The sequence below is a fragment of the Lysinibacillus sp. Y5S-8 genome (assembly GCF_036894365.1).
In the GTDB taxonomy this organism is placed as follows: domain Bacteria; phylum Bacillota; class Bacilli; order Bacillales_A; family Planococcaceae; genus Lysinibacillus; species Lysinibacillus fusiformis_D.
The window spans coordinates 931,609-956,308 of record NZ_CP145889.1; the positions used below are offsets into that span (position 1 = coordinate 931,609).

Below are 24,700 nucleotides of genomic sequence, written 5' to 3' on the forward strand. Positions count from 1 at the left end.
GTTTTTCCACACTATGTAGCATGTAGTTGTTTTCCCAACTACATGCTTTTTAGCTATTTTACTGTATTAGCTTGGTGAGTGAGTCGGCTACATTGATGATCAGGTAGTGGTATTGCCTTCAAATATTATTTCTATTATTTGCAAGTTCCTTTAATTATTCTGAATAATCGATAAATGCTATAATGATAGCATTGTAGAAAGTAAGGGAGGATTTCATAGTGGAGCTTAATTTAACTGGGAAAGTAGCAATTATTACAGGATCGAGTAAAGGAATTGGTTATTATACGGCCATGCAGCTTGTCAAAGAGGGGGCTCATGTTGTACTTTGCGCACGTGGAGAAAAACAGCTACAGGTGGCGGCTGGATGTATTAAAAATGAAACGGATGTGGATGTTTTAATTGTTCCAGCTGATGTTACAAAGGAAAAGGATTGTAAGTATCTAATTGAGCGTACAGTAGAACATTTTGGACGCATTGATATTCTCATTAATAATGCAGGTACGGCTTCAGCGAATCCCTTTGAATCAGTGAGTAGTGAGCTGTGGCAAGCAGATTTAGATTTAAAGGTATTTGGGGCTATACATTGCTCAAAATATGCTGCACCATATATGCGTAAGGCTGGTGCAGGTGCAATCGTTAATGTGACAGCGGTGATGGCTAAGACACCCCCGGCAAGCTCGCTTCCTACTACAGTTAGCCGCGCTGCGGGACTTGCTTTGACAAAAGCGATGAGCAAGGATTTAGGGAAGGATAATATTCGCGTAAATTCTGTATGTATTGGGCTTATTCGCAGTGATCAAATTGAGAAGAATTGGAAAAAAGAAGAACCTAATTTATCGTGGGAAGAATATTCTCGTATGGTAGGGAAAACTATTCCACTTGGACGTGTAGGTGATACGCAAGAAGCCGCTAACGTCATCACATTTTTAGTTTCTGATGCAGCAAGTTATGTTACAGGGACTTCAGTGAATATTGATGGTGGCTCTGGTCACGCATTATAAATAGGATAATCTTTTTTAGGAAAATAATTTTAATGATGTCTCATTAAATTATGATGAGACAACCCCTATATTTCTCTTAATTAAAAGAAGAAAGCCATCCGCTTTCTTTTTTTATATTATTTTCCTAAAATTATAATAGACAGAAAATTCTTGCAGATGTAGAATGAACGATATAGGGGGTGAAAAGTGGCGAAATGTTGAACGAAAATTTTGCTGCGCTGTTGTTACGAGTTGTTCGTATCATTGCTCAAATTGGCATTCTGACGATTTTTTATTACATGGGGGTGGGAATAGTAACATATTTACACATACCTCTTCCAGGAAGTGTTATTGGATTACTATTATTAGCACTTTCACTCATTTTTAAAATCATTAAGGTGGAATATATTCAAGACGGTGCAAGTTTTTTAATAGGTATGTTAACATTGTTTTTCATACCAGCAACAGTAGGTGTTATTGATTATCCAGAACTCATGTCAGTCACTGGCCTGTTGATTATTTTAGCCGTTATTGCTAGTACATTAATCTCTATTTATGTCACGGGTTTACTGACACAAATCATTGAGAAAAAAGAATTGGCGAAAAAAGAAGGTACGGAAACCACTGTTGATGAAGGGAAGGGAGAGTTAACGGTTGATTGAAGCAATTGTTGTCCTAAGTACCGTCATTATGTTTGTATTGTTCACAAAGCTTTATCAGCGATTTCCACATCCCATCATGATCCCCTTGGTCACTACTACAGTGGTCAGTATGATGATTTTACTTATATTCGATATTCCATATGCAACATATATGAGAGGTGGAGAATGGCTTCAGAAAATGCTTGGACCAGCAGTTGTCGCACTTGCCTATCCTCTCTATAATCAACGAGCTATTATTATAAAATATAAGTATTCTATTTTATCAGGACTTTTCATCGGTATGATTACAGGCTTAATGACAATTTTTGTATTACTAAAATGGATTGGTGTAAAGTCTAGCTGGATGCTGACGGCCTTACCTAAATCATTAACCACGCCTGTTGGGATGCAGGTAAGCGAAACGATAGGGGGTATCCCGCCTCTAACTGCTGTTTTTGTGATGATTGCAGGGTTTGTAGGGGCTATTATTGGACCATTAGTTATTAAATATGGCAAAATCAACTCGGCCGTTAGTAGAGGTGTGGCTGTAGGCAGTGCCTCACATGGTGTAGGTCTTGTAAAATTAAGAGAATATGGGGAACAGGAATTATCAGTTGGTTCATTATCGATGGGATTAACGGCTGTTATTGGGGCATTTTTCTGTCCTTTATTTGTTTATTTATTTTTATAATCCAATTGTCGCTTTGTGCAAAAAAAGAGTTGTCTCAAAAACTATTTGAGACAACCTCTTTAGCTTTTTTCAATAATCAATTGAATCGTATGGGCTAGCCCAGTGTGTAGCATTCCTTCATGTCGAATTTGCTCACCTGTGAAAAAGTGGATAATTTTATAAGCTTGACACCATTGGAGGACATCTAAAGGGTTATATAAAAAATCGAGTTGCTGTGGACCACCTGAAGCATAAGGGAGCTGATAAATGGAATATAACTCCATCATGATTCGCCCTCCTGGTTTGACTGAATCGATAATCTTTTGTATGACCGTTTGTTGTTGCTTTGCTGGAAAATGTCCAAATACCATAATGGCCGCATCATATTTATTAACGGGAAGCTCATCCAGCAGTAAATCGGCTAGCTTAGTTTGAACTGTCACTTGATGCTTCAGTGCTAATTGTTCAGTTTTTTGAAGACCACTCTGTGCATAATCATAGGCAGTAACCGTATGTCCAGCTGTGGCTAAAAAAACAGCATTACGTCCTTCACCCTCTGCATAGGCGGCGATATTAGGGTAATCTTTCAAATAATATACATAATCTTTAATAAAGGCATTAGGTTGTTCGCCATAAACGTATTCTGCTCCTTGAAAACGTTGATCCCAAGTATTCATTTAGTTCACTCCCTTTTTTATATTGTAAATAATATAGATTGCTTATTCTAATTTTTAGCTTATTTAGTTGAAAGCTTGAAAAAGCAACTAATCGTTATGAAAAGGCAAATAATAAATTCTCAAGTAATATTCAAGTACCATCTATTATGTAATTAATAATGATTGGGACAGGTAAAGAGAAATTTCTAAAGCAGCAATGATATCCAAGCATAGCAATGCTCACTTGAGTGTTTTAGAGATAATGAAAAAGCTAGCTCTTCATAATGAAGAACTAGCTTTTAATTTTTAAAAAATAGGTTTTCGTTCTTTTATTACCCGAATTGTTTTCAATGTTGTATCCTCGGGTCCTTGTACTGGTAAACCTGCTTCAATATTCATTTGAATATAATGAATATTTTCTTGTGTAATTATTTCCCCGGGAATAAAAATCGGAATTCCAGGAGGATAGACCATAATAAATTCTGCACAAATACAGTTATCTGCTTCTGCAAGAGGAACGACTTCTGTATCGGCATAAAAGGCATCACGAGGTGACATGGCAAGAGCTGGGATTTCTGGTACATTAACTACAGCTTCTGTGATAGCCGCTTCAGAATCGAATGCTTTTGACATACGAGTTAGTGCATTTACTAAAAGATTAATTTCTTTTTTCGTATCTCCTAATGTCACTAAACATAAAATATTGTAAAGGTCAGACAGTTCCACTTCAATATTAGCATTATATCGTAACCATTCTTCAGCTCTATGACCAGAAATACCTAAATCTTTTACACTAATAAGCAGTTTTAATGGGTCCATATCATAGGTGGCCGATGAATGTAATTTTTCCTTACCTGCACACTTTAAATGCGCTATTTGATTGATGCGTTTACGCGCATCTTTTGCTAAACGCAATGCATCGTCGATTAAATCATATCCATGAATGGCTAGCTGGCGACGAGCTGTGTCAAGCGAAGCGAGTAATGGGTATGAAGTCGATGTCGTTGTTAGCATGGAAAAGACAGCTTGTACACGTTTCGCTGAAACAAGACCTTCACGGACATTTAAAATGGAAGTTTGCGTCATGGAGCCACCGAGCTTGTGTACACTTGTCGCTGCCATATCTGCACCTGCCTCCATTGCTGAATACGGTAGGTCATCATGGAATTTTATGTGTACACCATGTGCTTCGTCTACGACTACCGGAATCTGACGATCATGAGCGATTTCGACAATGCGCTTTAAATCAGCTGTAAAGCCAAAATAAGTTGGATTAATAACAAGTACAGCTTTTGTGTCTGGATAAGCATTCAACGCTTTTTCCACAGCTTCAGGCGATATGCCATGAGAAATTCCATATTCACTGTCGACTTCTGGGTGAATAAAAATTGGAATTGCACCAGCGAATACAATCGCCGACATAATAGATTTATGAACATTCCGTGGCACTAGAATCTTATCACCTGGGCCGACGACGGTCAGAATCATCGTCATGATGGCGCCACTAGTACCTTGAACGGAAAAGAATGTATGATCAGCACCAAAGGCTTCAGCTGCAAGGCTTTGTGCTTCTTTAATAGCACCCTTTGGTGAATGTAAATCGTCTAGTGGAGCAATATTAATTAAATCAATTGATAAAACGTTGTCGCCGACGAATTCTCGGAAAGCAGGGTCCATCCCTTGCCCTTTCTTATGGCCTGGAATATGGAATTGAATTGGATGTCTGTTCCGATGTTTAAGTAATACGTCGAACAATGGAGTCTCTAGTTGTGACAACGCAGGTACCACCTCACTTTATAATATCTAAGAAAACAAATGAATTATAGCACCTAACGACACGAAAAAATAGACTTTTCATAAAAATAAAAGGTTTTTTTCAGGATAAAGAGAAATTAGTATCGAACGAAAGGGGAGGTACTATGAATTGGAATACACGAGTGACGGAGCTTTTGCAGGTTAAATACCCCATTATTCAAGGAGGGTTAGCCTATTTAGCATATGCTGATTTAGCCGCAGCTGTATCGAATGCTGGCGGTCTAGGGCAAATAACAGCCATGAGCTTACGAGATCCTGATTTATTACGAGCAGAGATCCAGAAAGTCCGAACATTAACAGATAAACCGTTTGGCGTAAATTTTGCGATTGGTCTGCATGGTATAGGCTTTGAGGAGATGGTGCGCGTTGCAGTTGAGGAAGAAGTACCAGTTATCACGATGACTGGAGGAAACCCAGCACCTATTTTTGAGTTGCTAAAAGGAACAGCTATCAAAAAATTGGTACTTGTAGCTGCTCGTAGACAAGCCCAAAAAGCTGAACAACTAGGAGCAGATGCTGTGATGGTTGTTGGTCAAGAGGGGGGAGGTCATCTTGGACGAGATGACGTTGGCACAATGGTGCTAGTTCCTCAAGTGGTTGATAGTGTGAAAATTCCAGTCATTGCTTCTGGAGGCATTGGTGATGGGCGTGGTTGGCTAGCTGCACACGCATTGGGAGCTGAAGGCATTGAAATGGGCACTCGCTTTATTGCCACAAAAGAATGTGTCGATGCATCAGAAGCTTATAAAGAGGCTCTACTTGCTAGTACGGAAGCTGATACGACGATTATTAAGCGTTCTATCGGCGCGCCAGCACGAGCTTTACGTAATGAGTTTACGACAAAGATTTTAGAAATTGAGGAAAAAACACCAACATATGAGGCTTTAAAAGGCTATATCAGTGGTTCAGCCAATAAGCGTTTTATTTACAATGGCAATCAAAATGAAGGCTTTGGCTGGGCTGGTCAAGTGACGGGAATGATTCACGATATCCCAACCGTAGCGGAACTTATCAATCGAATGGTTGCAGAAGCTGAAAGTATCCGGTTAAAATGGGGGCAATAACATAAAGGTGGTTTTGTCGAATGGAATATTCTTATCCGTTTTCAACTGATTGGTCCACAGAGGAAATTGTGGATGTCGTTCAATTCTTTGAAGGAATTGAGAAAGCTTATGAAAAGGGCATCAAGCGTGAAGTCATGCTGGCTAAATATCGTCGCTTTAAAGAGATTGTTCCATCTCAAGCAGAGGAAAAAACAATTTTTCGAGAATTCGAAGAGGCAAGTGGCTATATTAGCTATCCTGTCGTTAAACAAACCAAGGAAGCCGAAGATGGGATGCTTATAAAAATTGTCCCTAAAAACGGTCGATAAAAAAATGGATGTGAGCACAACTCACATCCATTTTTTTTATTTTTTGTGTTAAAAAACGACATTTTGCATAAACTACATCAATAAAAATCATCATCAAATGAATCTAAGTAAAACTATTTTCCAACAATGACGTTGTAAAGAGGGAGTAAACGATTAAATGTTTCCTCTGTTAATTTTTGTAACTCACTAGCTGTTAGCTTTGTCGCTTGCTCTTTTGGAATGTGACGACCAACTAAGAACTCACCTTTTTTGACATCTCGTAGTCGTATAAGCAATGCTTCAAGCTTGTCTTCTTTTGCCTCTTCGAGAGAAATGGCCTCAGGGGACATATGGTCACCCGACACAATAAAATCAGTAGGAAGTTGCTCCAATAAAGATTTATGAGCAAGTAAACGCTCAGCCATAACATTTTTTTGCGGTGCTTCATAAATAATAGCTAAGACGATGAATAAATGTGTGTGCCATAGACCAATCTGAAAGTGAGGCAATGATTTATAACCTCTTTTATAGGGAGCGAAGGCAACCCAACTATCCTTTGGTGGGTTGACAGTTCTTCGAGCATGTTTGGCAACATGGGGGAAGAATTCTTCACCTAGTTGGCTAGAGAAATAAGCAGAAAAATCTTCTCCTAGCTGATTGAATTTTGGACGTACAAGGGTAGTTAAGGCATCCATTCTTTGTTCTAAACCGTCTATTGTAAAAACATTAAAGTCTTTGTTTGTCCACTTTATTTTTGGCAATTTTATTTTACTCCTTTCGTTTTATAAGGTTTATTTTACGCTGATTTTGGGAAAAAATCTTATAACAAGAACTTTATCGAAATAAAAAAGTTTTTGTAAAAAAAATTTTAAAAAAGGAAGTGTTTTTTATGAAACCCATCGTAAAAATTATACGTAAAGTTGACATTGAAAAGCAATATGAACACATTTTACAATTAGAATTAGATTATGAATTAGCATCACTCTTTGAGGCGATGAATGAAAAAAATGATATTGAGATTGAAAAAAGTAAAAAACGTCTGGCTGAAATACAGATGGAACTTGAAAGCTTGCACGCCTATGCGTAATCAAAATTTAATACCTATTTAAAAAATCACTTGCTGAATATTCCGACAGCAGGTGATTTTTATTGTGACAAAGGGTAAAATAGAAATTATATCAAATTGCAGTCCTCTGTTTTGTATAGTCAAAACAAATGGTTAAGTGATGGAAAAGGTATGAGGAGCATAAAGAGAGCGAGAGAGCCTTTTCTTATATTCGAAGGGTGGGTTTTGAGTGCATTTACAACAAATTGATGAATTTGCAAAAAGTATCATTTTTGAAGCTGGAAGACGTATTCGAGAGGCTTTTTCGTATAATCTAGTTATTGAGACAAAATCAGGTGCAAATGATCTCGTTACCAATATTGACCGAGAGACAGAATTATTTTTTATCGAGCAAATTAAAGCTTTTGATCCAACCCATAAAATTTTAGGGGAAGAAGGAATGGGCGAAAAGGTCGAATCATTAGATGGTGTTGTCTGGATTATTGATCCGATTGATGGCACGATGAATTTCGTCAAACAACATCGTCATTTTATGATTTCTATCGGTATTTTTGTAAATGGTGTTGGAAAGTTAGGGTACATATTTGATGTCATGCGAGAGGATTTATTTAATGCCATTGAAGGTCAAGGGGCATGGTATAATGATTCACCATTGCGTAAATTACAGTCTGTCTCAATGGAGGAGTCGGTCATTGGCATTAATGCACATTGGGTGGCACCCAATCGACATATCCACCATGAAAAGGTGATAGAAATGGTTCGCAAAGTGCGTGGTACACGATCCTACGGGTCAGCGGCAATGGAAATTGCATTTGTTGTTAGTGGTAAACTAGATGCATATGTCTCCATGCGACTAGCACCATGGGATATTGCAGGCGGAACCATCATTGCTCAAGAGGTTGGGGCAGTTGCAACAAATTTACATGGGGAAGGTTTTGATTTCCTCCATCAAGATACTTTTATCATCGCCAATCCTTCCATCCATAAAGAATTATTAGAAAAATATATTGTGCCGTACGATTAAAAAGGAGCCGTCTAGTAACTAGACAGCTCCTTTTCATGTTGATTGCTTATTTTTTCAGTGGGTTTTCAACCAGCTAAATTAACATCTGCCAAGGCATACTTGATTAAAGTAAGCCTTGTGTACGTAGTTTACGCTTCATTTTAAAGGCTGTCATGAAAATGACACAAGTTGCCACAATACCTGCTATTGCACCAAATACACTACTAGCCGCAACAGAATAGCCGATAGAGCACATTGCTAGTACAGCTGCTAATGCATAGATAGCCATTACGATTTTTGCACGATTCATAGCCTAGCCTCCTATATAAAAAATTTGTAAATCAAATATATTTTTTAGAATGATGGAAATTCTAATAAGGACATTTCTATCCTTCTTGTGCTATAATATCACAGTTAAACATTCGAAAAAAGAATATGGAGTGGAATAATGACAAACTTACGTCAAGATCTTCGCAATATCGCAATTATCGCCCACGTTGACCATGGTAAAACTACCCTAGTCGACCAATTACTAAAACAATCAGGTACATTCCGTTCAAACGAACGTGTTGAAGAACGTGCAATGGACTCTAATGATATTGAACGCGAACGTGGTATTACGATTTTAGCTAAAAATACAGCAGTAAACTATGAAGGAACTCGTATCAACATCCTTGATACGCCTGGACACGCTGACTTCGGTGGTGAGGTAGAACGTATTTTAAAAATGGTAGACGGCGTTTTACTAGTTGTCGATGCGTATGAAGGTTGTATGCCTCAAACACGTTTCGTACTGAAAAAAGCATTAGAACAACGCTTAACACCAATCGTTGTTGTTAATAAAGTAGACAAAGATTCAGCTCGTCCACTAGAAGTAGTGGATGAAGTGCTTGAATTATTTATCGAGTTAGGTGCAGATGATGATCAATTAGATTTCCCTGTTGTCTATGCTTCAGGTGTAAATGGTACAGCTTCTTTGGACGCAGATCCATCTAAACAAGAAGAAAATATGAAATGTCTATTCGAAAAAGTGATCGAGGCTATTCCAGCACCAGTGGATAACTCAGAAGATCCATTACAATTCCAAGTAGCTCTACTTGACTATAATGACTTCGTTGGACGTATCGGAATTGGTCGTGTATTCCGTGGAACAATTTCTGTAGGTCAACAAGTTGCACTGATGAAATTAGACGGTACAGTGAAAAACTTCCGTGTAACGAAAATCTTTGGTTTCTTCGGTTTAAAACGTGAAGAAGTAGAGACAGCAAAAGCTGGTGATTTAATCGCCGTTTCAGGTATGGAAGACATCAACGTTGGTGAAACAGTTTGTCCTGTTGAACACCAAGAAGCGCTTACACCATTACGTATCGATGAGCCGACTTTACAAATGACGTTTTTAGTAAACAATTCGCCATTCGCAGGTCGTGAAGGGAAATGGGTTACTTCTCGTAAAGTAGAAGAGCGTTTACGTGCTCAATTACAAACGGACGTATCTTTACGTGTTGAAGATACTGATTCTCCAGATGCTTGGACAGTTTCAGGTCGTGGTGAGCTTCATCTATCAATTCTTATTGAAAATATGCGTCGAGAAGGTTTCGAATTACAAGTATCTAAACCACAAGTAATCGTGCGTGAAATCGACGGCGTAAAATGTGAGCCATTCGAACGTGTTCAAATCGATGTACCAGAAGAAAATGTTGGTTCAATTATTGAATCCATTGGTGCACGTAAAGGTGAAATGCTTGATATGGTGAACAACGGCAGTGGTCAAGTTCGTTTAACGTTCTTAGTACCAGCTCGTGGTTTAATTGGTTATACTACTGAATTCATGTCGATGACAAAAGGTTTCGGTATCATCAACCATACGTTTGATTGCTACCAACCATTACTACCAGGTAAAATTGGTGGACGTCACCAAGGTGTACTAGTTTCAATGGAAACTGGTAAATCAACAACTTATGGGATGATGCAAATTGAAGACCGTGGTACACTGTTCTTGGAGCCAGGTACAGATATTTACGAAGGTATGATCGTTGGAGAAAATACTCGTGACGCTGACATCACTGTAAACATCACAAAAATGAAACAAAAAACAAACATCCGTTCAGCAAATAAAGACCAAACGAATGTTATTAAAAAACCACGTATTTTATCTTTAGAAGAAGCGCTTGAATACCTAGGTGATGACGAGTACTTAGAAATCACACCAGAATCTATTCGTCTGCGTAAAAAAATTCTTGATAAAAATGAACGTGAGAAAGCAGCGAAAAAATTACGTAACGCAGAACAATAATTTTCCGCTGACATGAAAGGAAGAGGAGTCTTGGATATTAAGTCCGCTTTATTGGGTGAACTAAATGTTATTCAAGTTGCTGCACAGACAAGTTCCGATGAAACAACAAGAGTTTATGGAAGAATGGCGGGTATAACTAGATTTTTATACGAAAATTTACCAAGCTATGAAATTGCAGGCTATGTTGTATTTCTTCTTGTATTTGCACTTTCTGCCATTGTCTATAAGTTAGGCTTTGCCAAGAAATTAAAACTATCTCAAAACATTATTATTTATGCGTTCCTATTTTTAGGTTGTATCATGCTAACGTTTTTTGCCCTATTCTTGCCAATGATTGAGGGTCTGATTGTAGCAGCCTTAATTTTAATCGTATATAAAACAAGATTATGGCGTGAAAAAAGAGAAGAGCAACAAGCTACCAATCAGTAACAAGTATGTATTTTATAATAAGAATTTGTATACAGTCTTAGCGATTATTACGCTAAGGCTGTTTTCTTTTGTATCAATTCTCGAGCTTGCTCGAAAAGTTCCTTCTCAAAAATATTATTTGATGTAACTGACGCTAAATAATTGCTAAATCAAAATAAATTGGTAGGCACCGAAATCTTCTGATGTGAATAAGTTAATGTCGATAGGCTTATTTTCATCACATCAAGGAGGAAAGGGAATGCGTGGGCTTACAAAAGGTTTGCTATTAGGTGTCATTGCTTTGTTACTCCTTTCTTTGACAGCATGTAATAAAGCAGAGCTAGAAAAAGTCAAAGTAGGAGAAGTAACTCGTTCAATTTTCTATGCGCCACAATATGTAGCACTTGAAAAAGGATTCTTCGAGGAGGAGGGTCTTTCTGTTGAGCTACAAACGATTGCAGGTGGCGATAAAACTATGACGGCGTTACTGTCAGATGGTATTGATATTGCTTTAGTTGGATCAGAAACATCAATCTACGTAACATTACAAGGTGCGAATGATCCCATTCAGAATTTTGCTCAGTTAACCCAAACTGATGGTACTTTTTTAGTGGCAAGAGAAAAAATGGATAGCTTTTCGTGGGATCAATTAAAGGGCTCAACATTTTTAGGGCAACGTAAAGGCGGTATGCCTCAAATGGCAGGAGAATTTGTGTTAAAAAAACATGGCATTAACCCTGTAGATGATTTAACACTTATTCAAAATATTGATTTTGCCAATATTGCTACTGCTTTTGCCTCAGGTACTGGTGACTATGTACAATTATTCGAACCAACTGCGAGTGTCTTTGAGAAAGAGGGGAAAGGCTATATCGTAGCTTCGTTTGGAACGGAGTCTGGCAATCTTCCTTACACGTCTTTTATGGCAAAAAGTAGTTATTTAAAGGATGAGGCGAAAACGGTTCAGGCTTTTACAAATGCATTGCAAAGAGCACAGGATTTTGTACAAAATGAGAGCTCAGCAGAAGTAGCAAAAATTATTCAGCCGTATTTTGAAAATGTCGATATAGCGATCATTGAAACCGTGATTGAGCGTTACAAAGCACAGGGCTCTTATGCTACTGACCCAGTTCTCGATGAAGGAGAGTGGGATAACTTGCAAACAATTATGGAGGAAGCAGGTGAACTTCCTCAACGAGTGGAATATGACAAACTTGTGAATACAACCTTTGCCAAAAAGGCTGCTGAGTAATATGGAATTTTTACAGCTGGAGAACATTCACCATAGTTATTTTTCAAACACACAGGCAAAGGAAGTATTACGTGATATTAGTCTAGCGATTCGTGAAGGAGAATTTGTGTCCTTTATTGGACCGAGTGGCTGTGGGAAAACGACATTATTATCAATTATTGCAGGATTATTTCCTGCAACTGAAGGCAAGGTCTATATAGATGGTGAAGAGCTATCAGCACATAATCAATCTAGCATTGGCTATATGCTTCAGCAAGATTATTTATTTCCGTGGAAGACCATTGAGGAAAATGTAACAATCGGTTTGAAAATTATGGAACGAAGCAATAAAACACATAAAGTGACAGCCAATGCACTGTTGCAGGAAATTGGCTTACCGCATGTCGGGAATAATTATCCACGAGAATTATCAGGGGGTATGCGACAGCGTGTGGCTCTTGCTCGTACATTAGCCGTAAACCCAAAAATATTATTATTAGATGAACCATTCTCCGCTTTGGATTATCAGTCGAAATTAAAGCTTGAGGATTTAGTTGTGGAGACCTTAAAAACTTATAAAAAGACGGCTATTCTTGTAACACATGATATTGGCGAGGCTATCGCGATGAGTGAGCGTGTCTTTCTATTTTCAGCCAATCCAGGCGCATTGCACAGAGTGTTTGAAATGCCTGAAGCTCTTCGTGAGCTATCACCCTTTGATGTAAGACAGCATCCAGCCTATACAGATGTTTTCCAAACCATTTGGAAGGAGCTGGAGAGTCTTGGATAACACATTATTTAAACAATATCAGCAATTACTAAAAAAAGAAAAACGCTTTGTACGGTTATATCAGCTTATCATTCTACTGCTATTCTTTGGTGGGTGGGAGCTTCTTTCAAGACTAGAGTGGATTGATCGTTTAATATTTAGCTCACCGACGCATGTTTGGCATACATTTATTGAAAAAGTAAGTGATGGTACATTAACAGTGCATGTTGGTGTGACATTAATGGAGACGGTGATTGGTTTTATTGCTGGTACTTTACTAGGAACATTAATCGCTATAGTATTGTGGTGGTCTCCGCTACTATCAAAGGTTCTCGACCCTTATTTAGTAATTTTAAATGCGATGCCAAAAGTTGCACTTGGCCCTATTTTGATCGTTGCACTCGGACCAGGCTATTTTTCCATTATCGCCATGGGTGCATTGATTTCCATCATTATTACAACCATTGTTGTGTATACAGCGTTCAAAGGTGTCGATCCAAATTATAGTAAGGTCTTACAAACATTTGGGGCAACTAGATGGCAAATCTTTCGGGAAGTAATTTTGCCAGCTTCATTTCCTACGATTATTTCAACTTTGAAAGTTAATGTTGGCTTATCATGGGTAGGGGTGATTGTAGGTGAATTTTTAGTAGCTTCAAAAGGGCTTGGTTATTTAATTATTTATGGCTTCCAAGTATTTAATTTTAACCTTGTGCTCATGTCGCTTCTGATCATTGCGTTTTTTGCGACCATTATGTATCAAGTTGTTGAATTGGTTGAAAAAATAATTATTAAAAATAACGGATAAAAGAGGTTCTCTATAGTTGAGGTACTTCTCAGACTGTTGACAAAAGGAATCGAGTGTGAATTTCTCGATTCCTTTTGTCATTTTTGATACCCTTGCTTTTCCATTCGCAAAGACACGCTTAATGGTTCCTCTAAGCTTTGCATAGATTTGTTTGATATTATAGGGATGTTGTAAATATTCAACTTCCGCTGCCTACGATTCCTCAATATAACGTTGAATGAGTTTCTGATGATTATTACTTTTTGTTCATTGTCATAAGGATTAGGCGAGGGCACTTCACACAAATCAAAGGATTCGGTTTACTTTGGTAATACGCCATATTGAATGCGGTTTCTTTGATAATTTGGGCAGGAGCCAATGCCAAAGATAAATAGAATAAAGGCAAGAGAACATACTTGGACGACCATAAGCTGAAGAGAGTTTTTCTACTAAGTTAAACGACAATCGATAGCAGCCTCTAGTATTCATACTAAGTAATCATTGGGTATGAATGGATCAATCGCTAATTGTTTACGTTTATTGATTTTATTCATGGATTATCACCTCAAAGGTTTACTTTTCATCAATACATGTAGGTGGAGTACTTTATGTAAAAGTTGATTGGAACGAATGGCAGTGACTCCGCTCGCGAAAAGCGTCCGCCTGTAGTGGAAAGTAAAAGAAAAAAGACTGAAGGCAAACTCTCAATTTTTTTGAGTCTGTCTTCAGTCTGAGAGGTGTCTCTATAGTTGAGGCACCTCTTTTTAATCTGTCATTTAGTTAAAATTCTTTATCCATTTGAGGTGAAGTACGATAAAAACGGAAATTGCCCGTTTCTATTCGTGCAAACGTATTTTCTTTAATACGATCATGACAAATTGTACACATATACGTATGAATTGGACGATTACGTAACTTCTTGGCTAAAGGCAGATTATCATCTAAATTATCAATCGTATCGCAAATAACGCATTTTACGCGCATTGCATTCCCTCCTATTCAGCGCGAATGGCTGATATGTTTTTAATAGGATTGTCAATATTTGAACCATCTTTTAATAATACATGGATTGGTCCATCTTCTAAAAGAGGCTTGCCGTCTTGGCTATATTTTAAAATTAGTGTTGAAGCTTCTTCAATTGTGAATGGGAATTCTTGTCCATCTTTGCATTCTAAAACGATTTTTGTCGCTTCAGGTTTAATTTCAGCATTCTTCAAGAAATGACTTAATTGGATACCAAAAGTACCTGTTTCCATTCCTTTACGGTCAAATTTACGCTCTGATTTTAATGTAGGTGGGAATGTGGCTCCCTCCATAATTTCACGTGACCAGTGAGCACCAACCTCACGCATATATTTGATGTCAGAATCTTCCTCAATGTTTTGTGTCGTAAAGTAAGTGTTTAAATCTAATTTACGATCGTCGAATATCCATACAGTGGGATCTAATGTTAGTTGGTATGAGACGGCACCTGTGATAGGAATTATTGTTTCCATAATAGAAATCCTCCTTAAATCTTGTATATCCATGACATAGTATAACGCTAATGCCTAGAGATAATAAAGAAATATAAACCGAATTCTCTATTTTCCAATGAAGACACTTGCATTTTTAACGACTAGAAGATAAACTTTATTAAGATAGAATCGAAGAAATATCAGATAATGGGGGCGTCCTCATGGATACGAAATCACAAACTTCTTTTCAAGAGAAGGCTTTGGAGCTATTAGTTGCTGATGCAGACAAGATTGCTCGCCTTATTCGAGTACAAATGGATCATTTAACAATGCCACAATGCCCTTTATATGAGGAAGTATTAGATACACAAATGTTCGGCCTATCACGTGAAATCGATTTTGCTGTGAAGCTTGGACTGATTGAACGTGATAAAGGCAAAGAAATTCTCGATTCACTCGAGAAGGAACTGTCTGTGTTGCACGATGCGTATACAGACAAATAAAAAGAAAAACTCAAACGCTTCTTTGCGCTTTGAGTTTTTTTACTAGAACGAGGTTTTCTAATGAGACAATACTTAAAACGATATGCACAAAATTTTGATTACCCCCTATTTTTTACGGTCCTATTATTAAGTTTATTTGGGTTAATAATGATTTACAGTTCAAGTATGATGGTAGCGATTGCGCAAAAAGAGCAAGCACCTGATTTTTTTTATCAAAAACAAGTTACCAATTTATTGGTGGCATTTATTGGTTTTATAGTGGCAGCCTTTTTCCCCTACAAGCATTATGCGAATAAAAACATTATGTTATTACTAACGATCGTACTAGCGGTGTTATTCACATGGTTAAAATTGTTTGGTCACGGGGCAGATCAAGTAGGCTCTCAGAGTTGGATTGCTATTCCAGGATTAGGGAATTTTCAACCTTCGGAATATGCGAAACTATTTATTATTTTATATTTTGCAGCTGCTTTTTATAGAAAAGCGCAAAAACATACGTTTGAAAAGCTACAACCAACTGAAATTTTTTATCCCATTTTCCTATGGATTTTAGTGGTTGCTGGGGTGGCTTTCGAAACAGACTTAGGAGCAGTTATTATTTTGTGTGGGATAGCTATATCTGTAGTAGCTTCAAGTGGCATTCCCTTTAAAACATTTTGGAAGTTCTTTGGTGTATTAGTAGCCTTCGGTGCAGCAATCCTTGGTATCCTTTTGCTATTCAAGGGGGAACTACTAACTGATAACCGTAAAGGACGGATTCTATCTTATTTAAATCCGTTTGAATATGAGAGTGGTAGTGGTCACCAAGTAGTGAATAGTTATTATGCCATTGGCGGAGGTGGCTTAGAAGGACGTGGTCTTGGTCAATCGATTCAAAAATTAGGGTACTTACCTGAACCACAAACAGATTTTATAATGGCGATTATAATGGAGGAATTGGGAATATGGGGAGTTTTAATTGTCTTAGGTGGTTTAGGATTTATTGTATATAAAGGTTTTTCCATTGCATTACGAACAAAAGATCCGTTGGCACGCATGATTGCAGCTGGTATTGCGAGTTGGATAGGCTGGCAATCGTTTATTAATCTTGGGGGGATAACCGGGTTAATCCCGTTAACCGGTGTAACGTTACCTTTTATAAGCTATGGCGGTACATCTATAATCATTCTATCTTTAGCGATGGGAATATTAATCAATGTTTCTATGTTTGAAAAGGTAGAGAGGAAAAAAACACAATCATAAAGGGGGATATCTATGGAATCAATCAACAAAATTCTCGTAGCCAATCGAGGAGAAATTGCAATTCGTATTTTCCGTGCCTGTACGGAGCTGAATATCCAAACCGTTGCCGTCTATTCAAGGGAAGATAGTGGTGCCTTTCATCGCTTTAAAGCAGATGAAGCTTATTTAGTGGGAGCTGGCAAGAAACCAATTGATGCCTATTTAGATATTGAGGGTATTATTGCCATCGCAAAAGATGCAGATGTTGATGCGATTCATCCAGGGTATGGTTTTTTATCAGAAAACGTGGAATTTGCACGTCGCTGTGAAGAAGAGGGGATTGTCTTTATTGGACCAACTTCTCAGCATTTAGATATGTTTGGGGATAAGGTCAAAGCGCGTTCGCAAGCTATTGCGGCTGAGATTCCTGTTATTCCTGGTACAGATGGTCCTGTAGCCGATCTTGCAGAGGTAGAGGCATTTGCTAGCGAGTATGGCTTTCCAGTTATGATTAAAGCAGCACTTGGCGGTGGTGGGCGTGGGATGCGTCTTGTGCATACACCAGAGGAGCTTGCTTCTTCTTATGAAAGGGCAAAATCAGAGGCAAAGGCTGCTTTTGGATCTGATGAGGTGTATGTTGAAAAGGCCATCATCAAACCAAAACATATTGAAGTACAAATTATTGGCGATCAGCAGGGCAATATTGTGCATTTATATGAACGTGATTGCTCGATTCAGCGTCGTCATCAAAAAGTAGTTGAGATCGCGCCATCCCATTCGATTTCACAAGAGTTAAGAGATCGTATTTGTGATGCTGCGGTGAAATTAATGAAGAATGTCTCGTACATAAATGCAGGGACAGTGGAATTCTTAGTTGCAGGAGAAGATTTTTATTTCATCGAGGTGAACCCTCGCATTCAAGTAGAACATACGATTACAGAAATGATTACAGGTGTCGATATTGTCCATGCCCAAATCAAGGTGGCAGCAGGCTATGGTCTACACAGTGAAGAAATTCATATGCCGAAGCAAGAGGATATGCCAATGATTGGCTATGCTATTCAGGCTCGTGTGACAACGGAAGACCCTGCTAATGACTTTATGCCGGATACAGGAAAATTAATGGTTTATCGTTCAAGTGGCGGTTTCGGTGTGCGTTTAGATGCAGGGAATGGATTCCAAGGTGCTGTCGTTACACCATACTATGATTCTTTACTAGTGAAAATCTCAACATCGGGCATGAACTTTAAAGAAGCTGCTGCGAAAATGGATCGTAATTTAAAAGAATTCCGTATTCGTGGTGTTAAAACGAATATCCCATTTTTAAATAATGTCGTCACACATGAAAAATTTTTATCAGGTGCTTTTGATACAAGCTTTATTGATACAACACCAGAGTTATTTGAATTCCCTGTTCGAAAGGACCGAGGAACTAAGCTGTTAAGCTATATTGGGAATGTTACATTAAACGGCTTCCCTGGAGTAGAGAAAAAATCTAAGCCCATTTTTGTGCGACCGAACATACCTAAAATCGATCCACTTATTGTGCCACCAGCAGGTACGAAGCAAATTTTAGACACACAAGGGGCAGATGGCTTAGTACAATGGATTTTAGCACAGGATGATGTACTGCTAACAGATACAACATTCCGTGATGCTCATCAATCCCTGCTCGCTACACGTGTTCGATCACAGGATATGTATCAAATTGCGGATGCAACAGCTCATATGATGCATCAACTATTCTCGCTTGAAATGTGGGGTGGGGCAACATTTGATGTAGCCTATCGTTTCTTGAAAGAAGACCCATGGGAGCGTTTAGCCAAACTACGTGAGCAAGTACCAAATGTGTTATTCCAAATGTTATTGCGTGGAGCCAATGCTGTTGGTTATACGAACTATCCTGACAATTTAATCCGTGAATTTATCGCCGAATCGGCAGCATCAGGCATTGATGTCTTCCGCATTTTCGATAGCTTGAACTGGATTAAAGGCATGGAAGTAGCTATTGATGCAGCGCGTCAATCTGGAAAAATTGCGGAAGCGGCGGTTTGCTATACAGGAGATATTTTGGACGATAGTCGTGCCAAATATTCGGTGCAATATTATAAAGATATGGCGAAAGAGCTTGAAGCAGCAGGTGCCCATATTTTAGCGATTAAAGATATGGCGGGTTTATTGAAGCCAGAAGCAGCTTATCGTTTAATTTCCGAGTTAAAAGAGACGACAAGTCTGCCAGTCCACTTGCATACACATGACACAAGTGGTAACGGGATTTATTTATATGCGAAAGCCATTGAAGCAGGAGTAGATATCATTGATACAGCTCTTGGCTCTATGGCTGGCTTAACATCTCAGCCAAGTGCAAACTCTTTGTACTATGCGATGAAGGGCGGTAAACGCGAGGTACGTGCGGATATAGACGCTTTAGAGAAATTATCGTACTACTGGGAAGATGTGCGTAAATACTATAAAGATTTTGAAAGTGGTATGATCAGCCCACATTCTGAAATTTATGTGCATGAGATGCCTGGTGGACAATATAGTAACTTACAACAGCAAGCAAAAGCAGTGGGTCTTGGCGATCGTTGGGAAGAAGTAAAACATATGTATTCCCGTGTAAATCTACTATTTGGTGATATTGTCAAAGTAACACCATCTTCCAAAGTGGTAGGTGACATGGCACTTTTCATGGTGCAAAATGATTTAGATGAAAACACAGTGCTAACTCGAGGGCAAACGATTGATTTCCCAGATTCTGTGATTGAATTCTTCCAAGGCTATCTTGGACAGCCACATGGTGGGTTCCCAGAGGCACTACAGCAGGTTGTGCTCAAAGACCGCCAAGCAATTACAATTCGTCCAGGAGAGTTATTAGAGCCTATTCAGTTTGAACAATTAGAGACTGTACTGGAGGATAAGTTAAATCGTCCTGTTACGAAGAAGGATGTATTAGCCTATGCACTCTATCCAAAAGTCTTTGAAGAGTACGCGAAAACGGAAGAATCCTTCGGCAATATTTCGGTTCTAGACACACCTACATTCCTATATGGCTTAAAGCTAGGGGAAATTATTGAAGTCGAAATCGAAAAAGGAAAAACATTAATTATTAAACTTGTTTCCATTGGTGAGCCTCAGCACAATGGGACACGTGTTCTGTACTTCGAGTTAAACGGACAATCTCGTGAATTGGTTATTCAAGATATGACCGTAGAGGTAGATGGTAATCTAGCTTTAAAAGCAGATCCAAGCAATCCAAATCAAATTGGTGCTACAATGCCAGGTACTGTGTTAAAAGTCGTTGTTTCCAAAGGTAGTCCAGTTAAACGGGGTGACCACCTATTAATCACAGAAGCAATGAAAATGGAAACAACCGTTCAAGCACCGAAAGACGGCGTTGTGAAAGAGGTTTATGCAAGTGCAGGGGATGCCATTTCAACAGGGGATTTATTGATTGAAATTGAATAAATAATCATGAAAAAGGTTATGAGATGCTATTTGAGCATCTACATAACCTTTTTCATTGTATTTAGACATTAAATCCTTTAAAATTTGATTAAGTAATCAAAAAAATAATTAATTAATCAGAAGGAGGCTCTATGGATAGCCATAAAAACACGTTTATTCAGGAAGCTAGAAAGCAACAAATTATTGCAGCAACTATAACGACGCTAGATGATATTGGTTATGTCAAGGCAAGTTTAGCACAAATTGCTAAACGGGCTACTATCAGCACAGCATTAATTTCCTACCATTTTGCAGATCGTCAAGATTTGATCAATCAAAGCCTACAAGCGCTACTTGAACAATCCGCAACATTTATTTTGACAAAAACATATGCTGCCGATGATCCAGCTACACAATTGGCAAATTTCATAGAGGCAAGTATTGCTTATCAAGCGACACATCCGAAGGAGAATGCGGCATTATTAGAAATTATATTCAATGCTCGTACAGCTGAGGATGTTCCTTATTATAAAATTTCGGATGATGGTGAAGATCCTTTATTGAAGGCTTTATGTAAAATATTAGAGGATGGTAAAGAACAGGGGACATTTACTGTTGACTCTGTCCAGGTGATGGCAAAAGTGATTCAAGGTGCTATTGGTGAATATATGCTAATAGGTGGACCGATTTCGGTTGAGGCAGAGGAATATAGTCAAGAAGTAATTAAGATTATGTGGGCAGCAATGAAAGTAGAGGGACATAAAAATGCTTAAAGCACTATTTAATTGGATGTTTGTCATTGGTTTAATTCTATTAGGAGGTCGTCTTGTAACGGTTATTTGTCGATATTTCGAAATTCCTTTTACAACATTTTTTAAAGACTATGCGCTAGTATCTATGATTATTTTAATTGTAGGAATTATAGGAACGGAGACCTTGAAGAAACAAAAATAAGAATCATAGAAAAAAGATTCGTCACATAATAGGTGGCGAATCTTTTTTGATAGCCTATTTCTTTTTTTCATTATAATTACTACGAGCAACTAACATGATCATGTAGCATAATAGACCGAATAAAAGGGAGATGAATAATGAATGCAGTAAAGCGACTGTTAAATTCAGTCTAGTGAGGACTACTAACATACCAGCAATCACTTGTAAAACTACTATAGTAAAGGCAATAACCCATCCATAGTAAATAACACGTTGATTTTTATATTCTTTCACAGCGTGCCAAGTTATGTATGCAATCCAAATGAAAATAATAAGAACAGCTAGTCGATGTCCCATTTGCACCCACTCGTACATGTTATTCGGTAGTGCGAAAGGTGTTTCATTATAGCAAAATGGCCAGTCAGGACAAATTAAGCTCGAATCTGTATGACGAACTAACGCCCCTGTATAAACAACTAAATAAGAATAAATTGTGACAGCAATTGTATGCCAACGTAACTTTTTACCAATAAATACGTTATCGGCATCAAATTTTCGATCGACCTCAAATACAATCATAGAAAGAAGAAGAACCGCAGCAAAGGAAATAAGAGAAATCCCAAAATGAAGTGCAAGGATGAAATCACCTTGTCCCCATAATACTTGAGCTGCTCCAATAAGAGCTTGTGCGATTAAGAAAAACATCGCTAAGAAACCTAATAGCTTTACTTCACGAATATGTCCGAGTTTACGCCATGTCCAAATGGTTAACACAAGAATTGAAATAGATACGACTCCAGTTACAAGACGATGTGAGAATTCAATCAGGACTTCTGGTGTAATCTCCTTTGGAATAAGAGATCCATTACAATCAGGCCAGTTTCGACCACAGCCTAAGCCACTATCTGTTTTGGTAACGAGAGCCCCACCTAGTAATATAAGGAGCATCCCTACTGTAGCGGCAACAGCAAACCACTTTAAATACCTGTTGTGTTGCATAAAATGAGTCACCTACTTTATCTATCAACATTACAAGAGCGTAATGTTTCTGCTACTAGATAATATCGAAAATACGTATAAAAAACAACTTGTAAAGAGAAGGGAGTAATAGATGTCGAATCCATTTCACAAATTGTTCATAATTTCGTGCTTTAACCTTCACAATTCATTTTAGAAAATGTTTTACTATAGATATGTTGTTTTTATTTATATTTCTAGACAAAACTAATTTTTACAACTTCATCTAAATTTCACTTAATGTCTAGAAATCAATCGCAAATTTCGCTATAGTTATTGTTAGCGGAATATGCTTACAAAAATGAAAGGAGAGGTATTATGTCAAACGGTCGTACACTGGCGGCTACTAGAAATACTGGCCCAGAAACAACATCTGTTGTAAAAGATTTCTTAGCACTAATAAAAATTGGCATCGTTAACTCGAATCTTGTCACAACGTTTACAGGGATGTGGCTGGCTTTTCAGTTTACTAGTAGACATTTCTTGCAAGAGCTTGATGTTATATTCTACACCATGCTGGGTGCGGCATTAATCATTGGTGGCTCAGGTGCAATGAATAACTTCATTGATCAGGATATTGATCCTATCATGAAAAGAACAAAAGCAAGACCGACAGTGACTGGCAGATTCAAGCCGAATTTTGTATTGACCATTGCCCTCTCATTTTTAATTGTAGGTGAAATTTTGTTATTTGCGGCATCGTTTGCAGCCGGCATGTGGGGACTAGCAGGAATATTTGCTTATGTCGTTCTGTATTCAATGTGGTCAAAGAGGAAGCATGTTAGTAACACGGTTGTAGGAAGTATTTCAGGGGCTATACCTCCTGTTATTGGATTTGCAGCGGTTGAACCTGCTTTAGGTCTAGGAGCACTTGCCTTATTTCTTATTATGTTTGCATGGCAGCCACCACATTTCTATGCGCTTGCTATGAAACGTACGGAGGAATATCGTGCAGCTAAAATACCAATGCTACCTGTAGTAAAGGGATTTAAACGTACAAAGTACTCAATGTTATTCTGGATTCTTTTATTATTACCGTTACCTTTCCTTTTACCAGAGCTTGGACTTGGCTTTTTAACTCTTGCCACTGCATTGAATTTGGGTTGGTTAATACTAGCTCTGAAAGGCTTTACAACAAAAGATGATATGAAGTGGGCAAATAAAATGTTTATTTATTCGTTGAATCATATGACCATACTATTTGTAGCCATCATAATATTTGCGCTGTTTAGCTAAAGTTAGGAATTCTTTCTTTTTTTAAAGAATTCATATAGACAGAACTAATGTCCTAGGAACACATGAAAATACAACAAAGAAAGAGGGGTTTAATTAAGCATGATGAAAGGGCTTAAAAAATGGCGTCTTTTTTCACTTCTAGCAGTGATGATGGTTTTCCTTTCAGGTTGTGGTGAAGATTATCTTTCTACACTAAAACCATCTGGAGAAGTAGGTAAACAACAATTAAATTTATTACTGTTAACTACTATAATTATGACGCTAGTAGTAGTAATCGTATCCGTTATTTATTTACTTGCATTCCTAAAATACCGTCGTTCACGCGTTGGTGAAAATGTTATCCCTAAGCAAGTAGAGGGTAGTCACACATTAGAAGTGATTTGGACAGTTATACCGATTATTTTATTATTAATTATCGCTGTACCAGTTGTTACAACTACTTATAAATTTGCAGATGTTGCTGCAATGGATGAGGTAGATGAAGAAGGGAATAAAACTGCCCTAACGATCAATGTAACAGCAAAATTATACTGGTGGGAATTCGAATACCCTAACCAAGGTATCGTAACGGCTCAAGAGCTAGTAGTACCAACAGGTGAAAAGGTTTACTTTAATTTAAAAGCTGCCGATGTTAAGCACTCATTCTGGATTCCTGCTGTAGGCGGTAAAATGGATACAAACGTAGAAAACTTAAACAAATTCTACTTAGTATTTGATAAAGAATCTAAAGATCTTAAAGATGGCGTATTTTATGGAAAATGTGCTGAATTATGTGGACCTTCACATGCATTAATGGACTTTAAAGTAAAAGCATTAAGCCCAGATGCATTTGACGCATGGGTTGATGCAATGAAAGCAACAGAAGGACAAATTGCTGACAAAGCTTCAACAGATCTTGGTGAAGCAACTTTTGCTAACAGCTGCTTAGGCTGTCACGCTATCTCAGGTTCAGGAGCAGGCGGTACACCAGGTCCAAACCTAACTACGTTTGGTGACCGTAACCGTGTTGCTGGTTTCTTAGAACACAATGAAGAAAACTTAAAAGCTTGGATTAAAAACCCAGAGGAATTTAAACCAGGTAACTTAATGATGAACGCTGAAGGCACTGCGCCTATTTACGGTGATTTATCTGATGAAGAAATTGAAGCTCTTGCAACTTATATCATGGGCTTATCAGTTGAAAAATAAATTTCGTTCTATGTAACAAATTTTGAGG

The 24,700-nt window shown here is 38.0% G+C and carries 26 protein-coding genes and 1 pseudogene; 19 read left to right on the top strand and 8 right to left on the bottom strand.

All coding sequences use genetic code 11. The annotated features are described in order from the left end of the window. Positions 1-218 precede the first annotated feature (218 nt). The 3 genes from V6670_RS04310 to V6670_RS04320 all read left to right on the top strand — a co-directional run bounded on the left by V6670_RS04310 (position 219) and on the right by V6670_RS04320 (position 2,312). Positions 219-1,001, top strand: coding sequence for an SDR family oxidoreductase (locus tag V6670_RS04310; RefSeq protein WP_058843445.1), 783 nt, complete (start codon positions 219-221; stop codon positions 999-1,001). A gap of 194 nt (positions 1,002-1,195) precedes the next feature. Continuing rightward, on the top strand, positions 1,196-1,642 hold the full coding sequence (locus V6670_RS04315; RefSeq protein ID WP_338652803.1) for a CidA/LrgA family protein: 447 nt from the start codon (positions 1,196-1,198) through the stop codon (positions 1,640-1,642). Then, entirely contained in the window at positions 1,635-2,312 is a 678-nt protein-coding gene (locus V6670_RS04320; protein WP_141903377.1) for an LrgB family protein, read from the top strand. Before V6670_RS04315 ends, V6670_RS04320 begins: the two co-directional genes overlap by 8 nt. Positions 2,313-2,371: 59 nt before the next feature. Here the strand turns inward: V6670_RS04320 and V6670_RS04325 are convergent, their stop codons facing one another. Then, positions 2,372-2,968: a class I SAM-dependent methyltransferase gene (locus V6670_RS04325; protein WP_141903378.1), complete on the bottom strand. Its 597-nt coding sequence runs from the start codon at positions 2,966-2,968 to the stop codon at positions 2,372-2,374. 285 nt (positions 2,969-3,253) lie between these two features. Further along, positions 3,254-4,723 carry an aminotransferase class I/II-fold pyridoxal phosphate-dependent enzyme gene (locus V6670_RS04330; RefSeq protein WP_058843449.1) on the bottom strand — a complete coding sequence of 490 codons (1,470 nt, stop codon included), beginning with the start codon at positions 4,721-4,723 and terminating at the stop codon, positions 3,254-3,256. A 143-nt stretch (positions 4,724-4,866) separates the two neighbouring features. On the opposite strand from V6670_RS04330, the gene V6670_RS04335 reads away from it, so the two are divergent. Together V6670_RS04335 and V6670_RS04340 are read left to right on the top strand one after the other, a co-directional pair. Beyond that, complete coding sequence (locus tag V6670_RS04335) at positions 4,867-5,826, top strand: nitronate monooxygenase family protein (protein WP_338652807.1); 960 nt, start codon at positions 4,867-4,869, stop codon at positions 5,824-5,826. A gap of 20 nt (positions 5,827-5,846) precedes the next feature. After that, entirely contained in the window at positions 5,847-6,134 is a 288-nt protein-coding gene (locus tag V6670_RS04340) for a UPF0223 family protein (protein ID WP_036125382.1), read from the top strand. Between the two features lie 113 nt (positions 6,135-6,247). Here the strand turns inward: V6670_RS04340 and V6670_RS04345 are convergent, their stop codons facing one another. Beyond that, a complete protein-coding gene (locus V6670_RS04345) occupies positions 6,248-6,874 on the bottom strand; it encodes a DUF1054 domain-containing protein (protein ID WP_338652808.1) in 627 nt (208 codons plus the stop codon). A 128-nt stretch (positions 6,875-7,002) separates the two neighbouring features. On the opposite strand from V6670_RS04345, the gene V6670_RS04350 reads away from it, so the two are divergent. Beyond that, positions 7,003-7,200, top strand: a complete 198-nt coding sequence (locus V6670_RS04350) for a hypothetical protein (RefSeq protein WP_036125378.1) — start codon at positions 7,003-7,005, stop codon at positions 7,198-7,200. Positions 7,201-7,408: 208 nt separating this feature from the next. Then, positions 7,409-8,203, top strand: coding sequence for an inositol monophosphatase family protein (locus V6670_RS04355; RefSeq protein WP_036125376.1), 795 nt, complete (start codon positions 7,409-7,411; stop codon positions 8,201-8,203). Positions 8,204-8,306: 103 nt separating this feature from the next. On the opposite strand, the gene V6670_RS04360 is transcribed toward V6670_RS04355, so the two are convergent. Beyond that, positions 8,307-8,492 carry a DUF5325 family protein gene (locus V6670_RS04360; protein WP_036125374.1) on the bottom strand — a complete coding sequence of 62 codons (186 nt, stop codon included), beginning with the start codon at positions 8,490-8,492 and terminating at the stop codon, positions 8,307-8,309. Positions 8,493-8,630: 138 nt separating this feature from the next. Between V6670_RS04360 and typA the strand changes: the two genes are divergently transcribed. From typA to V6670_RS04385, 5 genes are all read left to right on the top strand, one after another. Continuing rightward, positions 8,631-10,475 (top strand): translational GTPase TypA, encoded by a 1,845-nt coding sequence (gene typA, locus V6670_RS04365; RefSeq protein ID WP_036125372.1) that lies wholly within the window; start codon positions 8,631-8,633, stop codon positions 10,473-10,475. A gap of 30 nt (positions 10,476-10,505) precedes the next feature. Next, complete coding sequence (locus tag V6670_RS04370; protein ID WP_036125369.1) at positions 10,506-10,904, top strand: YlaH-like family protein; 399 nt, start codon at positions 10,506-10,508, stop codon at positions 10,902-10,904. Positions 10,905-11,142: 238 nt separating this feature from the next. Continuing rightward, complete coding sequence (locus V6670_RS04375; protein WP_338652811.1) at positions 11,143-12,135, top strand: ABC transporter substrate-binding protein; 993 nt, start codon at positions 11,143-11,145, stop codon at positions 12,133-12,135. Between the two features lies 1 nt (position 12,136). Further along, complete coding sequence (locus V6670_RS04380) at positions 12,137-12,904, top strand: ABC transporter ATP-binding protein (protein WP_338654479.1); 768 nt, start codon at positions 12,137-12,139, stop codon at positions 12,902-12,904. Next, a complete protein-coding gene (locus V6670_RS04385) occupies positions 12,897-13,691 on the top strand; it encodes an ABC transporter permease (RefSeq protein WP_141903383.1) in 795 nt (264 codons plus the stop codon). The genes V6670_RS04380 and V6670_RS04385 overlap by 8 nt, the downstream gene beginning before the upstream one ends. Before the next feature lie 90 nt (positions 13,692-13,781). Here the strand turns inward: V6670_RS04385 and V6670_RS04390 are convergent. From V6670_RS04390 to V6670_RS04400, 3 genes and pseudogenes are all read right to left on the bottom strand, one after another. Beyond that, positions 13,782-14,004 (bottom strand): annotated as a pseudogene (locus tag V6670_RS04390) (IS5/IS1182 family transposase); the annotation flags it as partial. A 446-nt stretch (positions 14,005-14,450) separates the two neighbouring features. Beyond that, a complete protein-coding gene (locus tag V6670_RS04395) occupies positions 14,451-14,654 on the bottom strand; it encodes a YlaI family protein (protein WP_036125360.1) in 204 nt (67 codons plus the stop codon). Between the two features lie 11 nt (positions 14,655-14,665). Continuing rightward, positions 14,666-15,166 (bottom strand): hypothetical protein, encoded by a 501-nt coding sequence (locus tag V6670_RS04400; protein WP_036125357.1) that lies wholly within the window; start codon positions 15,164-15,166, stop codon positions 14,666-14,668. Positions 15,167-15,348: 182 nt separating this feature from the next. On the opposite strand from V6670_RS04400, the gene V6670_RS04405 reads away from it, so the two are divergent. From V6670_RS04405 to V6670_RS04425, 5 genes are all read left to right on the top strand, one after another. Then, entirely contained in the window at positions 15,349-15,630 is a 282-nt protein-coding gene (locus V6670_RS04405) for a YlaN family protein (protein ID WP_036125355.1), read from the top strand. A 60-nt stretch (positions 15,631-15,690) separates the two neighbouring features. Then, the gene (locus V6670_RS04410; protein ID WP_338652812.1) at positions 15,691-16,872 is read left to right on the top strand and encodes an FtsW/RodA/SpoVE family cell cycle protein; all 1,182 of its coding nucleotides are present in this window, start codon (positions 15,691-15,693) and stop codon (positions 16,870-16,872) included. Positions 16,873-16,884: 12 nt separating this feature from the next. Continuing rightward, positions 16,885-20,319, top strand: a complete 3,435-nt coding sequence (gene pyc / locus V6670_RS04415) for a pyruvate carboxylase (RefSeq protein WP_338652813.1) — start codon at positions 16,885-16,887, stop codon at positions 20,317-20,319. A 131-nt stretch (positions 20,320-20,450) separates the two neighbouring features. Beyond that, on the top strand, positions 20,451-21,071 hold the full coding sequence (locus tag V6670_RS04420) for a TetR family transcriptional regulator (RefSeq protein ID WP_141903385.1): 621 nt from the start codon (positions 20,451-20,453) through the stop codon (positions 21,069-21,071). Then, the gene (locus V6670_RS04425) at positions 21,064-21,252 is read left to right on the top strand and encodes a hypothetical protein (RefSeq protein WP_338652814.1); all 189 of its coding nucleotides are present in this window, start codon (positions 21,064-21,066) and stop codon (positions 21,250-21,252) included. The genes V6670_RS04420 and V6670_RS04425 overlap by 8 nt, the downstream gene beginning before the upstream one ends. A 54-nt stretch (positions 21,253-21,306) precedes the next feature. Here V6670_RS04425 and V6670_RS04430 read toward each other — a convergent pair whose 3' ends face one another. Continuing rightward, the gene (locus V6670_RS04430; protein ID WP_036125337.1) at positions 21,307-22,230 is read right to left on the bottom strand and encodes a heme A synthase; all 924 of its coding nucleotides are present in this window, start codon (positions 22,228-22,230) and stop codon (positions 21,307-21,309) included. Positions 22,231-22,566: 336 nt separating this feature from the next. Between V6670_RS04430 and cyoE the strand changes: the two genes are divergently transcribed. After that, complete coding sequence (cyoE, locus tag V6670_RS04435) at positions 22,567-23,484, top strand: heme o synthase (protein ID WP_141903387.1); 918 nt, start codon at positions 22,567-22,569, stop codon at positions 23,482-23,484. 99 nt (positions 23,485-23,583) lie between these two features. After that, positions 23,584-24,672, top strand: coding sequence for a cytochrome c oxidase subunit II (gene coxB / locus V6670_RS04440; RefSeq protein ID WP_141903388.1), 1,089 nt, complete (start codon positions 23,584-23,586; stop codon positions 24,670-24,672). Positions 24,673-24,700 lie beyond the last annotated feature (28 nt).

Bases quoted from the DNA above. Each gene is read 5' to 3' on its own strand.
- V6670_RS04315 (WP_338652803.1), top strand. From the start codon at position 1,196: ATGTTGAACGAAAATTTTGCTGCGCTGTTGTTACGAGTTGTTCGTATC.
- V6670_RS04325 (WP_141903378.1), bottom strand. From the start codon at position 2,968: ATGAATACTTGGGATCAACGTTTTCAAGGAGCAGAATACGTTTATGGC.
- V6670_RS04335 (WP_338652807.1), top strand. From the start codon at position 4,867: ATGAATTGGAATACACGAGTGACGGAGCTTTTGCAGGTTAAATACCCC.
- V6670_RS04340 (WP_036125382.1), top strand. From the start codon at position 5,847: ATGGAATATTCTTATCCGTTTTCAACTGATTGGTCCACAGAGGAAATT.
- V6670_RS04350 (WP_036125378.1), top strand. From the start codon at position 7,003: ATGAAACCCATCGTAAAAATTATACGTAAAGTTGACATTGAAAAGCAA.
- V6670_RS04360 (WP_036125374.1), bottom strand. From the start codon at position 8,492: ATGAATCGTGCAAAAATCGTAATGGCTATCTATGCATTAGCAGCTGTA.
- typA (WP_036125372.1), top strand. From the start codon at position 8,631: ATGACAAACTTACGTCAAGATCTTCGCAATATCGCAATTATCGCCCAC.
- V6670_RS04375 (WP_338652811.1), top strand. From the start codon at position 11,143: ATGCGTGGGCTTACAAAAGGTTTGCTATTAGGTGTCATTGCTTTGTTA.
- V6670_RS04380 (WP_338654479.1), top strand. From the start codon at position 12,137: ATGGAATTTTTACAGCTGGAGAACATTCACCATAGTTATTTTTCAAAC.
- V6670_RS04395 (WP_036125360.1), bottom strand. From the start codon at position 14,654: ATGCGCGTAAAATGCGTTATTTGCGATACGATTGATAATTTAGATGAT.
- V6670_RS04400 (WP_036125357.1), bottom strand. From the start codon at position 15,166: ATGGAAACAATAATTCCTATCACAGGTGCCGTCTCATACCAACTAACA.
- V6670_RS04405 (WP_036125355.1), top strand. From the start codon at position 15,349: ATGGATACGAAATCACAAACTTCTTTTCAAGAGAAGGCTTTGGAGCTA.
- V6670_RS04410 (WP_338652812.1), top strand. From the start codon at position 15,691: ATGAGACAATACTTAAAACGATATGCACAAAATTTTGATTACCCCCTA.
- pyc (WP_338652813.1), top strand. From the start codon at position 16,885: ATGGAATCAATCAACAAAATTCTCGTAGCCAATCGAGGAGAAATTGCA.
- V6670_RS04420 (WP_141903385.1), top strand. From the start codon at position 20,451: ATGGATAGCCATAAAAACACGTTTATTCAGGAAGCTAGAAAGCAACAA.
- V6670_RS04425 (WP_338652814.1), top strand. From the start codon at position 21,064: ATGCTTAAAGCACTATTTAATTGGATGTTTGTCATTGGTTTAATTCTA.
- V6670_RS04430 (WP_036125337.1), bottom strand. From the start codon at position 22,230: ATGCAACACAACAGGTATTTAAAGTGGTTTGCTGTTGCCGCTACAGTA.
- cyoE (WP_141903387.1), top strand. From the start codon at position 22,567: ATGTCAAACGGTCGTACACTGGCGGCTACTAGAAATACTGGCCCAGAA.
- coxB (WP_141903388.1), top strand. From the start codon at position 23,584: ATGATGAAAGGGCTTAAAAAATGGCGTCTTTTTTCACTTCTAGCAGTG.